The sequence below is a fragment of the Methanoregula sp. genome, assembly GCF_003170075.1.
Lineage (GTDB): Archaea > Halobacteriota > Methanomicrobia > Methanomicrobiales > Methanospirillaceae > Methanoregula.
Window position 1 is genome coordinate 24,521 of the sequence record NZ_PMZU01000035.1, and the last position, 14,657, is coordinate 39,177.

Here is a 14,657-nt window from a genome sequence, read left to right on the forward strand (position 1 = left end):
CATGAGGCAGATCGCGATATACGGCAAAGGGGGCATCGGGAAGAGCACGATCGCCTCAAACCTGTCTGCGGCGTTGAGCGGGATGGGGTATACAGTCATGCAGGTCGGCTGCGATCCCAAGAGGGACTCAACAAGAATCCTTGCCGGCGGGCGGTTTATCCCAGCCGTCCTGGAAGAGCACCGGGAACAGCTGATGGTGGGTAAAGACGAATATGCAATCAAGCTTGACCATATCGTCTTCAAATCGCCCGGCGGGATCTACCTTGTCGAGGCGGGGGGGCCGGAGCCGGGAGTCGGCTGTGCCGGCAGGGGCGTGCTGACAGCGCTGCAGATCTTAAAAGACCTCAAGGCGTTTGAGACCTACAAGATCGATGTGGCGATCTACGATGTCCTCGGCGACGTTGTCTGCGGGGGCTTTTCGATGCCCATCCGCGAGGGGTTCGCAAAAGAGATCTACCTCATCTGTTCCGGCGGGTTCATGAGCATCTATGCGGCAAACAACATCGCCCGGGCAGTGCAGCGCCTCGCTAAGCGGGGGGACACCGGGCTTGCCGGGATCATCTGCAACAGCAACGGCGATGAAGCGTTCGAGCGTGCCGTCATCCCGGAATTTGCAAAAAAACTGGGAACCTCATTTGTCCAGTTCGTCCCCCGGAGTCCCGTGATCCAGGCGTGTGAGATGGAAGGCAGGGCCGTGGTGGAGCACTCTCCCGGTTCAAAGGAAGCCGAGATCTTCAGGAATCTTGCTAAAGCGATAATCGAAAACAATTCTCAGGTGATCCCGACACCGGTGAATGATCTCGCCGAGCTTGAGACGATGTACCGGCAGCATCTTGTAAAGAGATGATGCGTTTAGAAGCGGCAGGGCATCGTGCCCCGCTGTTGTTGCCGAGAAGAGAGTGTCTGCCGCAACGGGTCATACGGGAAGTCGGCACGGCCGATCACCGCATATAACTGGAAGAAAAAAAGATTCGGACCCAGGTCACCGTATGTGGTTACTGACCGGATCCTGATGTCGCTGTTGTACTGGTGCGGTTGCCATGATAACCACCGGGGGCACTAAACCCAAGTGCTGTCCTGAGCTGCTGTGGGGTCACGCCAATCTGTTGTGCCGCGACGGTTATGTTCAGCCGCTCCCCGCTTGTGGGGGTCAGGGCATTCTTGAGGTCCTGTTCGGACACCCCCAGCTGGGTGGCTGCTGCGCTGAGCAGGGTATCGTTTGTAAGGAAACTCTGCCCGGCGTACTGATGGCTCCAATTGCTGGTGTTCCCGGCATAACTGCCGGTTTGTGATCCGACATTACCAGATGTTGGACTGTTGCCTGTATTACTGCCACTTTGTGATCCGCCATTATCCGAAGAAGGACTGTTTCCCGTGCTTGCAGGCAAAGCCTGCTGGCTGTTCGTGACAGAGTTTGAATCGCTGCCGGTGTCCTGCGTGCATCCTGCGATAATAACCCCGGCAACGAGAAGTGCCGCGGCAAGAACGGTGATTATATTGATTTTTGTTAGTTTCATTCTGGTATCCTCCAGAGGGGTGGGTTTAAGATGCGGGCTGATAGTGGGGCCCACATNNACATTACATTTTGTAATATTAAACCTATGCTTTATCAAGTCTTGCTTACAAAAAATGGGCGGATGGCGGCCAAGGAGTGCCCCCTTCGGCGCTTTGACACCTCAACGGTACCACCATACTGAAACCACATGAGATCTTTTTGTGGTTGACATCGTTTATCGCACTCACCGAGGTACCGTATATCATCATTCATCAGCGTAAAAAGATTGAAAAAAGCACAGTGCTTCATGAAGGGCATGATTCCCCGATACAACCACGTGATCCAGACAGGGGGAAATTCTGCATTGTTACGGTGCGGTGCTTCCGTATGTATGACCCGGGTCTCAACGGATCTTCGAGCAGAACCAGCAGGTTCGTTGCGGATCGGTCAACACAGTTGTCAGTTCACGACATTTACTACAAATAATAAAAAAAATTACCGGTCGCTGATCTTCTCAACGACCCTGACATTATCTCCGCGGACAGTGATCGGGATCGGGACCACACTTTCGTACAGCTCGACCGTGATCTCTTCCTTTGCCGAATCGACGCGCTTGACCACGGCCTTCTCGCCCTTGAACGGCCCGGCAATCAGCTCGACAATCGTGCCCTCATCGATGCCGGCCACGACAGGTTTCGGGATCAAAAAGTGACCCACTTCGGCAAGCGTCGTCTGGCCCTTTGCGACCGCACGCGCATGGGCGATCATCTCCACAAGCTGCTCGATCCTGTTCCGCTGCTCGGGGGTTTCGACAAGGACGTATCCCTGGAGTTCGTTGGGGACAATAATCGAGGTGACCTTAATGTCAGTTGCCTTCATCTCGATGGCCTTTAAAATATTGTCGGCCACCGTCCGCTCCTGCCGGGAGGTCGTCTTGATCGCGAAGATCCGGTTATTGAAGACCTCCGGTGCGGGAGGGATCGATGGCGCTGTCGATGCGGGAGTTGGTTCCTGAGTCATGGCGATCAGGATCAGAATCCTAAGAGCGTTTTGTGGTCGAAGATCAGGTAGATGATAAACCCGATCATCCCGATAAGGAGAACACCGGCTGCCGCGACGGTCGCAATCTTGGTGAACTCCTCACGGGTGGGAGTGCGCGCGAGTTTCAGGACACGGAAGTATTTGCGGAATAACTCCTCGTGCATGTTGATTTTGATATCAGGTTTTGAAATTTCCATAACTGCTCACTTGAGAAAATCGATCTCAAACTGTTTCTGTACTTTGGGGGTAAGCTTCTCATTGCGACCATATATTTGTGGCGACCGTACGCCCGTGACCACAAGCAGGGTCCGCATCTTGCCCTGCATCGTCGGGTCGACCTGCGCACCCCAGATGATCCGGGCGTTCGGGTCGACGCGGGAAAAGACTTCCTGCACGACACCTTCGGCGTCCGCCATCGTCATGTCCGGGCCGCCAACCACGTTCACAAGCGCGGCAGTCGCACCCGATATATCCACATCGAGAAGCGGGGAACGGATCGCCTTTTTCACCGAGTCGACCGCCTTATCCTCGCTGTCACTCTCGCCCATCCCGATCATGGCGACCCCGCCGCGCTCCATGACAGTGCGCACATCAGCAAAGTCCAGGTTCACGAGGCCCGGCATCGTGATCAGTTCGGTGATGCCCTTGACCGCCCGCATGAGCACTTCGTCAGAGACCTTGAATGCCGCAGACAGGGGGAGCTTGGGAACGACTTCGAGCAGCCGGTCGTTCGGAACGACAATGACCGTATCCGCCACATCCCGGAGGCGTTCGAGGCCTGCTTCTGCGTTCTCCATCCGGATCGCACCCTCGGAGGCAAACGGCAGGGTAACGACCGCGATCGTGAGCGCGCCTTCTTCCCGGGCGGCCTTTGCCACGACCGGCGCAGAGCCGGTCCCGGTGCCGCCACCGAGGCCGACCGTAATAAAGATCATGTCGCAGCCGGAGACGGCAGCCCGGATATCCTGCTCGTTCTCAAGCGCGGCTTCCTCACCGATCTGCGGGATAGAGCCGGCGCCGAGGCCCCGGGTCCGCTGCCGGCCGATCAGCATGCGCTGGTCGGCGTGGGTCCGTATCAGGTGCTGGGCATCCGTGTTGACGGCGATGAGTTTTGCACCGTGGATACCCTCTTCCATCATGCGGGTGATGGTGTTGGAGCCGGCCCCCCCGCAGCCGATCACGGTGATCTCGGTCTTGAGTTCGCTTAAGATCTGATCAAGATCCTCGTTATTCTGCGATGGGGACGCAGTCTCGTCCCTTGCCTTTGTGAGTGCCTCTTCAACAATCGACCTCATGAATTTTTCTCCAGTCCCGGGATGTGGATCTTTGTTTCAGTACGGACCGATACCATTTCCGGCAGGATTACCCGTCCATCATGCTCCACTGCCTGCCCAAGAGCAAGCTGCCGGTAGGCAGGTCCGGCCGGGATTCCCAGTTCGCGCGCTTTTTCGGGATCGAACCGGACCTTTCTGATGATCAGGCAATCACGTTCCGTCGCTGTGATTTCCTTACTACGTATGATTTTTACGCACAACGTATTTAAAGCATTTATTATTTCCGAAGAATCTTTCCTAAAAACCACAAACTGCGGGAGCAGAACGTTGTTCTCATCGGTCAGGTGCACGACGGAAAGCGACCCGAGATCCCGGATCAGCGCAGGTTCATCGGCTTTTTTTGCTTCTGTAAGCAGCGCCGGGTCAAGGGAGACCGCTGCAAGGGGGCCGGTGCCGTCCAGTGCATGGATGAAGCACCGGGTGTTAGGCGAAACGGTAAGGGCCAGTGCCCGTACGGCAGAGTAGGTTTCCCACGATAAATGCCCCAGGGAGGCGATCTCGCTCTCGGACAACCGGGGGATCGCGAGGGCGTCGAGGATCGCAGTCAGCCTTTCAAGGTCGGGATGGGTCACGGCCTTCCGGTCGATGTAGGCGGCAACGGCTCCGCTCTCTCTGACCATCGCCTGCACCATCTCCCGGTCCAAGGCGGCAACCTGCCGACGGGAACTGGCGATATGCCCGAATGCCCCCCGGGTGGCAAGGGCGATGGCAGTCTCGCGGGGAGCGTAATGGGTCCCCCCGATGCCGATCAGCGGGATGGCATTGACCGGTTCTGCACCAAGCACGGCTTCCGCAACGGCCCGGCCGGCGACCGGGTCTCCCCACTCCTTTTCGGTGCTGCCGATCTCGACAAAGAACGAGGGATGCACAAGTCCTGTCGGGCCGTGATGGGTTACCTCATAGGAGACCTGGTACCCCTCCGGGCAGTGCCGGGCGAGCGCCCGCAGGGTTGCCTGCATCATCTCCGGTGCAGCCAAAGGGAGCGTGCGGGGACTCCCGCCCAGCTCCGCCACCCCGTAATTCCCGGTGACGTGGACTGTGAGCACCGGCACCGGGTTGACGCTTGAGTGCCGTGAGAGAAAGATCACAAGATCGGCATCGATGCCGGCATCGACACCCTCCGCGTAGATGAGCCGCCCGTCCACTTCGAAAAACTCATAGGTCCGGTCGCCCTTCTGGCCCGTACCGGGAGATGTGGCGAGGCACTGTTCGATATGGTGCCTGATGTTGCATCCCGCAATATCCTGGTGGGAATTGATCAGCGCTACCTTCATGCCTGAATATATACTGTTCTTGACGAAAAGCCTCGCTGGCTCCGGATCTTTTGTGCCGGCTTCGCAAATGCTATGATAAGGAACGCACAATTCACTGTTACTATGGACGAGAAAAAGATTGAGAAGGCATTTGCGGACGAGAAGATCGCAAAAACGATCACCTGCCCACAGGCATTCGCAATTGCAGAAAAACACAGGATCCCAAAAGCGGACATCAGCGAGTACTGCAACACCCACGGGATCAAGATCCATGCCTGCCAGCTGGGCTGCTTCAAATGAGCAGGTCAAATGAGTCTTTTTTTATCCGTTGTCCCGGTGAGCGAGGCAGTCGCCACAGTGCACCGCCTTGCCGGGCTCGTGCCTCATGAGACGGTGCCCCTTGCCGAAGCATGCGGCCGGGTGCTGGCCGCTGACGTGCATGCGGACGTGGATATCCCGGGATTTACCCGGTCGGTGATGGACGGGTACGCGGTGCGGGCTGCCGATACGACCGGCGCCGGCGATGCAGTGCCGGCGATGCTCACCCTCCGGGGCAGGATCCTGATGGGAAAAACCGCCGACCAGCCGGTAAAACCCGGGGAGTGCTGTTACATCCCGACAGGGGGTATCCTCCCGGAGGGAACCGACGCGGTCGTGATGGCGGAAAACACCGAGCCGTTCGGAGATAATATCCTCGTAAAAAAGCCGGTGGCGCACAATGAGAACGTGCTCCAGTACAATGAGGATTTTAAAAAGGGAGAGACCGTCCTCTCCCGCGGGCGCCGGCTCTCGGCGCAGGATGTGGGCATCCTCGCCGCGGTCGGGTGCGCAGATGTTCCGGTCACCCGCAAGCCGAAGATCGGCATCCTCTCTACCGGAAATGAACTGGTACCGGTCACCGAGATACCAAGGATCGGTCAGGTGCGGGACGTCAACAGTTACGTGATTGCCGCGTTCGTCCGCGACCACGGGTGCATCCCGGTAACGTACGGGATCGTCAGGGACGACCGGGCCACCTTTGAGGCGGCGCTTGCCCGGGCTGTCGGGGAATGCGACGCGGTGCTGATCTCGGGCGGGAGCTCAAAAGACGACCGTGACATGGCAGCAGCCGTCATCGCTCAACGGGGCGAAGTGCTGATCCACGGGGTCGCCATTGCGCCGGGAAAACCCACAATCATCGGGCGGTGCGGAACCATCCCGGTCATCGGGCTGCCCGGCCACCCGGCTGCAACCTTTATCGTCATTGTCGTTATCGTCAGGCATCTGCTTGATGACATGACCGGCAGTGCCGCGCCGGAACCGGTGACGGTGACGGCAAAACTTGCGATGAATGTACCGTCAACAAAGGGGCGGGAAGACTATATCCGGGTCTCTGTGAGGGACGGGATCGCAACCCCGCTCTTCGGGAAATCCGGCCTCTTAAATACGCTCGCAAAGAGCAACGGCGTGATCCGGATCCCGGCCGAAAGCGAGGGGATCGAGACCGGCCGGCAGGTAGAGATTATTCTCTGGTAACTCTGTACTCCCGCATCCTTTTTTATCACCGGTTCTTGCGTGTTTCACGGCCGGGATGGTTGCCGATACGATGCCGGCCACACGGGGGGCACCGGTTCCGGAAATCTGCCCGATCTGACCATTCGTCCACCATAGTTTAACCCCGGGGCTAGTACCGGGAAGGACTGCCCCATTGATCAAATTAAATAATTTATTTACTATGGAGAGCAAGAAACTGAATTAGTATAAGAGAGCCCAGGTATGCCGCAAGCTATTGCTATCCTCTGCATCGATGATGACCCCCTGTTTCTGAATGCATTCAAGGCACGGCTCGAAAAGGAAACGGATCTTGCTGTCACATCCGCATCGAATGCTGCCGAAGCACTTGATCTGCTCAACCGACAGTATTTCGATGTGATCATCTCTGATTACATAATGCCCGAGATGGACGGGCTCACCCTGCTTAAAGAGATTCGCGAACGGGGCGGCCAGTCAATCTTTGTAGTAGCCACGGGAAAGAGACTCGCGCATATCGCAAAGGACGCCCTCAACACCGGGGCCGACTATTACCTGCAGAAAGGCACCGACATTGCAAACGAGGTCTCGCAGCTGCTCGATTTTGTCAGGACCCGGGTCCCGCAGAAGAATGCCGAGGACGAACTGGTCGCATGGGGCCGTTTCTACAATTCCATCGTGGACAATGGTCCGGAGCTCATCTGCCGGATCAAACCCGATGGCGCACTCAGCTTTGTAAATGAGCCCTGCGTCCACCTCCTTAAAAAACCCTACCAGCAGCTCGTGCAGGAGAATTTTTTTGCATATGTTCCCGACAGCGAACGCCCGGAGATCCTCACCTGTCTCCAGGCACTCTCTCCACAAAAGCCAGACTGCCTCCTCCTGCACAACGTTCTTGCAGGTGACGACAGACGAGTCCTTCTCGAATGGGGGTATCACGGGTTTTTCTCCGCACAGGGTGTGGTCCAGGAATACCAGCTCACGGGAAGGGACGCAGGCTCTCTCATCCGGATTGGCCGGCCGGATGTCGGAACAAAGCAAGAACTGCCTTCTGCCGCAACCCGGATCTGGATCACTCAGCCCCACAGGACAGCCGGATTTTCGAGACGGAAAAGGGAGAGATCGAAAAGATCATACTGAAAAAACCTGTGCCGCTCCCGGGATACGTGGAGATTATAAAGACGGGCGTACCGCCTTGAAGGGGTATATCGATCACAAGAAGGCGTTTATCTACATCAAAACCCGATGAGAAGGTTTGCCCCAGACTTTGTCAGTTTCGAGTGCCAAGACAAAACAGTTCACCTTTTTCCTGCCCTTTCGGACGGACAGATCCGGGTACAAAAATGCTGTGTTCTTTGTCTGCACGAAAAAAGTTCAGGCTCTGGCCAGCTTCACCGGTACCTGGTACACGGCATCACTGACACCCGATTCCTTGCGGTCATCGATATCGATGAAAAAGTGGCCTTTGTTCTTAATCGTCAGGGTGTTGCTCCGGGGTGATGTAATATCGATGAGTTTTACGAGAGGGACAATGCCCTCGTAGGTCCAGGTATTCTGCACGAAATCCCAGACTGATGTGATTGTCCCCGGGGTTTGTGTTGTTCAGTCACATCAAGCACGAAGGGGATCGGGGTAATCATTCCGGAACCGGGCGTGGTGACCCAGACTATGGCCCCGAATAAAAACCGGCTGGTACAAGAAAACTACTTTGTCATATAGATCCAACATTCATCGATACGTTTGGGCATCCCGCCATCGTAACAGAGGGATTTTGTGAAGGAAGTCACCGCGAACTTCAATACAAAGGAGATCGAGCGCGAGGTGCAGGAATACTGGCGCACCCACGAGACCTACAAGGCAGTAAAGCAACACCGGAGTGCGGGTAAGGCATTCTTTTTTGTCGACGGCCCGCCATACACCACGGGGCAGATCCACTTGGGCACCGCGTGGAACAAGATCATCAAGGACTCGCTCCTCCGGTACCAGCGGATGAACGGCAGGAATGTGATCGACCGTGCGGGCTACGATATGCACGGCCTCCCGATCGAAGTCAAGGTCGAGCAGGCGCTCGGATTTTCGTCAAAAAAAGATATCGAGAAGTTCGGGATCGGGCACTTCATCGAGAAGTGCAGGGAGTTTGCCATCAGGAACAAGAAACTGATGGATGCCCAGTTCGAGAGCCTCGGGATCTGGCTGGATTTCCCGAACGCGTACCAGACGATCACGCCCGGGTACGTGGAAGCAGCCTGGTGGACGCTTGCCCGGGCAGAGGAAAAAGGGATGCTGGAACGGGGGTTCCGGGTCGTGAACTGGTGCCCCCGGTGCGAAACGGCGATCGCGGACGCCGAGGTTGAATACTGGGACGAGACCGACCCCTCGGTCTTTGTCAAGTTCCCGATTAAGGGGAAAGCAAACGAGTTTCTCGTTATCTGGACGACGACACCCTGGACGCTGCCGGCAAACGTCGCAGTCGCCGTCTCAAAGGAGTTTGTCTACGCGAGAGTCCACGCGGAGAAAAACGGCCATAAGGAATACCTCTGGATGGCAGAGCCACTCATAAAATCGGTGCTCAAGAAAGGGCGGTACCAGAAGTTCGAGGCGCTGGAGACAAAGACGGGTGCAGACCTGGTCGGCTGGGAGTATGACTCCCCGCTCGCGGAACAGGTCCCGCTCCAGCACGAGATTGCGCACCGGGTCGTTGCCGCGGATTTTGTCGCGATGGAGAACACCGGCATGGTGCATATCGCGCCGGGCCACGGCTGGGACGACTACGTGCTCGGGACAAAGGAGAAACTTGCCATTGTCTGCCCGGTCGACGGAGCCGGGAAATTTTTGCCCGTGGCAGGAATATTTGCCGGGAAATTTGTCCGGGATGCAAACCAGGACGTACTCGATGCGTTGGGCGACCACCTGATGGCGACAGAAAAGATCACTCACCGGTACGGCCACTGCTGGCGCTGCAAGACGCCGATCATCTTCCGGGCGACCTCGCAGTGGTTCCTAAAGGCCTCGGAGATCCGGGACCTCATGCTGGCCGAGGTCGAAAAGGTCACGTGGTATCCCGAGTGGGCGGGCAGTGCACGGTTCTACGACTGGATCAAGGAGGCACGAGACTGGTGCATCTCCCGGCAGCGGTACTGGGGCATCCCGATCCCGGTCTGGGTCTGCGATAAGTGCGACAAGTACCGGGTCATCGGCACCATCGCTGAACTCGAAAAGGCGAGCGGAACAACCGTGCCCGATCCGCACCGCCCGTTCGTAGACTCGGTGACGATCCCCTGCGAATGCGGCGGCGAGATGCACCGGGTCGGGGACATCTTTGATGTCTGGTTCGATTCCGCAGTCGCCTCGTGGGCGACGCTCGGCTTCCCGGCAAAGACAGCGGAGTTCGAGAAACTCTGGCCGGCGGATTTCATCACCGAAGGCCAGGACCAGACCCGGGGCTGGTTCTACTCGCAGCTCGGCGCAAGCACGATTGCATTCGGAAAAGCGCCATACAAGAGCGTTTGCATGCACGGGTTTGCACTCGATGCCGAGGGGAAGAAGATGTCAAAGAGCCTCGGCAACGTGGTATCTCCCGAGGAAGTGATCGCAAAAGTTGGCGTTGACGTGCTCAGGTTCTACGTGCTTTCCACCTCTGCCCCGTGGGACGACCTGAAATTCAACTGGGACGGCGTCGCGACCGTCAACCGTGCGGTCAACATCCTCTGGAACGTGTACCGGTTCCCGCTGCCGTACATGATCCTCGACAAGTTCGAGCCGCAGTCAAAGGACGGGGTCTGGGACAAGGCATATATCGCCTCGCACCTCCATGAACTTCCCGACGAGGACCGCTGGATCATCTCCCGAGTGAACACGGTGGCAGGCATCGTGGATGCGGCGACAAAGGAGTGCCAGCTCCACCGGGCGACCCGGGAGCTGATCAACTTCATCCTCGAAGACCTCTCGCGCTGGTACGTCCAGCTCGTCCGGCCCCGGATGTGGCTGGAAGGCGAGTCCGAACAGAAACGGTTTGCCTACGAGACGATTTACTACGTGATGCGCCGGCTCATCGGGCTTATGGCGCCCTTCTGCCCACATATCACCGAGGAGATCTACGGTAACCTCCGGTGCAGAAACGATCCGGCAAGCATGCACATGCTCGACTGGGAGACCTGCGACGATTCTCTCGTAAACGCAGAACTGGAGCACGCAATGGAACTCGCCCGCTCGTTTGACGATGCTGTGCAGAACGCCCGGCAGGCCGGGAAACGCAAACTCCGCTGGCCGGTGGATGAAGTCGTGATCGTGACTGCCAAGGAAGAAGTAAAGGCTGCAGTTGCACGGCTCAATGCGATCTGCATGGACCGGGCAAACGCCCGCAAGGTCACGGTCGTGATGGGCCGGTGGGACCGGATCGGCTGGCACGCGGAGCCGGTCATGAAGGCGCTCGGGAAAGGGTTTGGCAAGGATTCATTCAAGGTCAAGGGACTCATTGAAGCCGCGGACGGCAATGCAATCAAGGCCGCTACCGGTGCCGGGCAGACCTATACGCTTACAAGTGGCGATGCGAAATTCGAGATCGGTGCAGAGCATGTGACCTTCACGGAAAAACTTCCGGCCGATATCTTCTCTGCACCTATGGAGGACGGAACCGTGTACGTGGACGTGGCACTCACACCCGACCTTGAAGCAGAAGGCTACGCCCGGGAAGTGATCCGCCGGATCCAGGAGATGCGCAGGCAGCTCGATCTCGCGGTCGAGGATTTCATCACGGTCGACGTAGCAGTTGCCGACAAAAGGATCTGCGACCTTGTTGGGGCGAACTGGAAACCCGGGATCGCAGAAGAGGTACGGGCAAAGAACTTGTCACTGCATAATGCAAATGAGCCGGCAGCATCTGCGTACCAGCTCATCAAAGAGTGGGATGTTGAAGGGATCGCAATGACAATCGGGATCTCGAAAGCGAGCCCATAATAAACTCTTTTTTCAGCACTGGAGAAAACCTGTGCTCATCCCATTTTTCCGAATCGTTTAGATACGTTTTGAGGGTACCCCCACTCATCCCCAAAGGGGGAGGCAGCCCATTTAATGCAATATCTCACATCCGGGCAGCACCGGAAACGCCCGTAAAACCGTCCGTTTCAATCTATCCGGAAATGCAGCAATTTATTTGCCCGGTTTGCAAAAATAAGCCCGGATTGAATCCCATATAATGCCCTCCGCAGCCCCATATCCGCGTTCTGTTCGATCCCACGTCCGCCAACACCTCCCGGAAAAACCCGACCGCTGGAACGCTGCTATTTAGTACCCCATTTCTCCAGCGTGAAAATGCCCCTTTGACCCTGAATGAGGGCCTGTTTTTGGGGAATGAGTGCCTCCCGGCCGGAAAATGAGGATGATCGGAGCCCAAAACAGGCCCGGAATACCCGGTGTCGCAGGGGATCCTGAAAATATCGGTCACGAACGGGGGGGATGGATCAGGACGTTATCGGGCACATGGGAAATACCGGACCCGGTCGTCATGGATGAGCCCGGTGACACACTCAGTTACTCATTGCCAATGAGAACATTTTAGTATTTCTACTAACTACTAATTAGTATGAGTTCCCGGGAGATCCTGCGCCACCTTGTGATCCAGCAGAAGAACCAGATCGAAAAAGGCGGCGATTATATCGAACGGTCGATCCTTCCTGAGGTTCTCGATGCATTCAGCGACAACCGGGTGCTGATCCTCACCGGGATCCGGCGGTGCGGCAAATCAACGCTCTTAAAACAGATCATGCAGACGAAAACCCGGTACTGCTATATCAACTTCGAAGACGAGCGTCTGCTGGATTTCCGCGCAGAAGACTTTGAGACGCTCAATGAAGTCCTCTTCGAAGTATACGGCATGCCTGATATCTATTTCTTTGACGAGATCCAGAACATCGACCGGTTCGAAACCTTTGTCCGGCGGCTCCAGGACCAGGGCAAAAAAGTCGTGATCACCGGCTCAAATGCCACACTGCTCAGCCAGGAATTCGGGACCCGGCTCACCGGGAGATACAAACTCTTTGAAGTCTACCCGTTCTCCTTTGCGGAATTCTTACGGTTCAACAGGATCGGAACCGGCAGGGATTCCCCGTACCTGATAGAAGAGCGGGTCAGGCTCATTTCCGCATTTGAAACCTATACCCAAACCGGCGGGATGCCGGAATATCTCAAAAATTCCGACCCCGATTACATCAGGACGCTGTACGACAATATTCTCTACCGGGACATCATTGCCCGGTATTCCATCCGGAGACAGCGGCTCGTACGGGAACTGGTCAGTATGCTCGCATCGTCCATCTCGCTCCCGTTCACCTATAACTCCTTAAAAAAGACGCTCGGGCTCAAAAACGCGATCACTGTCAAGGAATACATCTCCTACCTTTCCGGCGCATACCTGTTCTTTGAGCTCTCCAAGTTTGACTACTCAGTAAAAAAACAACTGAACTCCCCGCGAAAAATCTACATGATCGATAACGCGTTTGGCATTCTCAACGGGTTTTCATGCTCGCCCAATACCGGGCGGCTTCTTGAAAATATTGTGTTTGTCGAGTTGCTGCGCAGGGAAAGCAAAGTGTATTATTATTCCGGGGATCATGAATGCGATTTTATCATCAGGTGCGGCCGGAAAATAACCCGGGCCATACAGGTGTGTCATGAGCTCAATAACGACAACGAGGACCGGGAGATCGGCGGGCTTCTTGAGGCCATGGACAGTTTCGGGTTGCTCGAAGGTATCATCCTGACAAGCCACCAGGAAGAGACCCGCAAACTTGGAGACTCGACCATTACCCTTCAACCGGTCTGGAAGTGGCTTATTGAGGAGAGCACGGGATACACGATCACGCTGGGACATGCAGAAAAAGACAAGGAAAAAACTCCCGACCGGTCACGCACCGGTACTGCAGACCAGCTTCTTTAAGAACGCCTGCCCTTCTGGTGTCGTAAAAAGCGGGAGGTCGCGGTCAGCTGCAACCACGCTCCGTGTCACCGTCACGTGCTCTTTTGTGATCGGGTTGTAGCCTTCTTTTTGTATCTCCTTTTTGCAGACAAGCACCCCCCGGCGCTGCCAGGCCGGTGTCTTTGCGAGGTTGACGCCCCGTTTGTGCATCATCTCGTGGAGCTCCTGCGCCGGCATCCCCTTGAGCTGCCTCGCCGCGTCGGTCCCGTCCATCCCTTCCGCAATCAGCGCCTGCTGGCAGTAGGCATTCAGGTGGTTGCGCCATGCCTCGTCCTGCCGGCCGGTCATGTACTCGATCGCAGACTCGGGGGTTGCCTGCACGATCCGCGCATCGAAGGCGAGCGGTTCTTTCGCATCAAGGGCGAGCGTCAGGGCACTTGCCGCGTACGAAGCGGCCACCGAATCGATCTTCTCCACCCGGCCCGAGAAGGGGAGCTCGGTGAGGTACAGGCTGATCTCGTCCGAGAACGTGTACGCGAAAACCGGTGAAAGGCCGCTCTCCCCGACGAGCATCCGGCAGACTTCGACCATTGCACCGCAGAACCGGTCGTCAAACGGTTTGGCAAACCCGAACTTCCGGGTCAGCCCATGGAATGCGCGGCCATCGAGCCTGACAAAGACCGGGGGAATCGTGGCAAGAGTTGAAAAGATCTCCCGGTTTTCCATAGAACACACCTGTCGCGGGAGAAAGAAAAGGGAGCAGTCCCGCACCACCCGGACTATCGCTACTGCTAAAAAACCCGGTTTATTGTTCCTCGATCGTTCCGGATGCAAACGCGCCCGGCAGGTGGCGGATAAGCACAATATCATCGATGGCACTGATGATCCGGTAGGGGATCTTGAGGCCCTTGTAGTTCTTGAGCTCGAAGAGCTGGTCGTTTACCTTGCCCACAACAAGCGATTCGATCTTTTTAGAGTCCACATCGATGACAACATCGTCGACTTCTCCGATGTACATGCCCTTGTCAGTGTAAATCGAAAGCCCGAATAAATCCGTAATCTGGGTTTCCATCGTTATCAGATGAAAGTATATACCATATGGGTTAAAAAGA

General features: G+C 56.5%; 14 protein-coding genes. 6 read left to right on the forward strand and 8 right to left on the reverse strand.

Annotation, left to right across the window (positions count from 1 at the left end; genetic code table 11):
- The first annotated feature begins 1 nt into the window (after position 1).
- On the forward strand, positions 2–847 hold the full coding sequence (locus QZN75_RS03770; RefSeq protein ID WP_292424931.1) for an AAA family ATPase: 846 nt from the start codon (positions 2–4) through the stop codon (positions 845–847).
- A gap of 148 nt (positions 848–995) precedes the next feature.
- Here QZN75_RS03770 and QZN75_RS03775 read toward each other — a convergent pair whose 3' ends face one another.
- The 5 genes from QZN75_RS03775 to QZN75_RS03795 form a co-directional block, all read right to left on the reverse strand.
- A complete protein-coding gene (locus tag QZN75_RS03775) occupies positions 996–1,517 on the reverse strand; it encodes a hypothetical protein (RefSeq protein WP_292424935.1) in 522 nt (173 codons plus the stop codon).
- A 473-nt stretch (positions 1,518–1,990) separates the two neighbouring features.
- On the reverse strand, positions 1,991–2,515 hold the full coding sequence (locus QZN75_RS03780; protein ID WP_292424938.1) for a transcription elongation factor Spt5: 525 nt from the start codon (positions 2,513–2,515) through the stop codon (positions 1,991–1,993).
- An 11-nt stretch (positions 2,516–2,526) separates the two neighbouring features.
- Positions 2,527–2,733: a protein translocase SEC61 complex subunit gamma gene (locus tag QZN75_RS03785; protein WP_292424941.1), complete on the reverse strand. Its 207-nt coding sequence runs from the start codon at positions 2,731–2,733 to the stop codon at positions 2,527–2,529.
- Between the two features lie 6 nt (positions 2,734–2,739).
- Positions 2,740–3,831 (reverse strand): cell division protein FtsZ, encoded by a 1,092-nt coding sequence (gene ftsZ / locus QZN75_RS03790; protein ID WP_292424944.1) that lies wholly within the window; start codon positions 3,829–3,831, stop codon positions 2,740–2,742.
- Positions 3,828–5,144: a D-aminoacyl-tRNA deacylase gene (locus tag QZN75_RS03795; protein ID WP_292424947.1), complete on the reverse strand. Its 1,317-nt coding sequence runs from the start codon at positions 5,142–5,144 to the stop codon at positions 3,828–3,830. The genes ftsZ and QZN75_RS03795 overlap by 4 nt, the downstream gene beginning before the upstream one ends.
- Before the next feature lie 102 nt (positions 5,145–5,246).
- On the opposite strand from QZN75_RS03795, the gene QZN75_RS03800 reads away from it, so the two are divergent.
- The 3 genes from QZN75_RS03800 to QZN75_RS03810 all read left to right on the forward strand — a co-directional run bounded on the left by QZN75_RS03800 (position 5,247) and on the right by QZN75_RS03810 (position 7,772).
- Positions 5,247–5,423, forward strand: coding sequence for a hypothetical protein (locus QZN75_RS03800; RefSeq protein ID WP_292424950.1), 177 nt, complete (start codon positions 5,247–5,249; stop codon positions 5,421–5,423).
- Positions 5,424–5,432: 9 nt separating this feature from the next.
- Positions 5,433–6,638: a gephyrin-like molybdotransferase Glp gene (glp, locus tag QZN75_RS03805; RefSeq protein ID WP_292424952.1), complete on the forward strand. Its 1,206-nt coding sequence runs from the start codon at positions 5,433–5,435 to the stop codon at positions 6,636–6,638.
- Between the two features lie 240 nt (positions 6,639–6,878).
- Positions 6,879–7,772, forward strand: coding sequence for a response regulator (locus QZN75_RS03810; protein WP_292424954.1), 894 nt, complete (start codon positions 6,879–6,881; stop codon positions 7,770–7,772).
- 234 nt (positions 7,773–8,006) lie between these two features.
- Here QZN75_RS03810 and QZN75_RS03815 read toward each other — a convergent pair whose 3' ends face one another.
- Complete coding sequence (locus QZN75_RS03815; RefSeq protein ID WP_292424956.1) at positions 8,007–8,192, reverse strand: hypothetical protein; 186 nt, start codon at positions 8,190–8,192, stop codon at positions 8,007–8,009.
- A gap of 213 nt (positions 8,193–8,405) precedes the next feature.
- Here QZN75_RS03815 and ileS point away from each other — a divergent pair, with 213 nt between their 5' ends.
- Complete coding sequence (gene ileS / locus QZN75_RS03820) at positions 8,406–11,588, forward strand: isoleucine--tRNA ligase (protein ID WP_292424959.1); 3,183 nt, start codon at positions 8,406–8,408, stop codon at positions 11,586–11,588.
- Positions 11,589–12,213: 625 nt separating this feature from the next.
- On the forward strand, positions 12,214–13,566 hold the full coding sequence (locus tag QZN75_RS03825) for an ATP-binding protein (protein WP_292424962.1): 1,353 nt from the start codon (positions 12,214–12,216) through the stop codon (positions 13,564–13,566).
- Here the strand turns inward: QZN75_RS03825 and QZN75_RS03830 are convergent.
- Together QZN75_RS03830 and QZN75_RS03835 are read right to left on the reverse strand one after the other, a co-directional pair.
- Positions 13,534–14,271 carry a tRNA(His) guanylyltransferase Thg1 family protein gene (locus QZN75_RS03830; protein ID WP_292424965.1) on the reverse strand — a complete coding sequence of 246 codons (738 nt, stop codon included), beginning with the start codon at positions 14,269–14,271 and terminating at the stop codon, positions 13,534–13,536. The genes QZN75_RS03825 and QZN75_RS03830 overlap by 33 nt on opposite strands.
- 79 nt (positions 14,272–14,350) lie before the next feature.
- A complete protein-coding gene (locus QZN75_RS03835; RefSeq protein ID WP_292424967.1) occupies positions 14,351–14,617 on the reverse strand; it encodes a PRC-barrel domain-containing protein in 267 nt (88 codons plus the stop codon).
- Between the last annotated feature and the right edge of the window lie 40 nt (positions 14,618–14,657).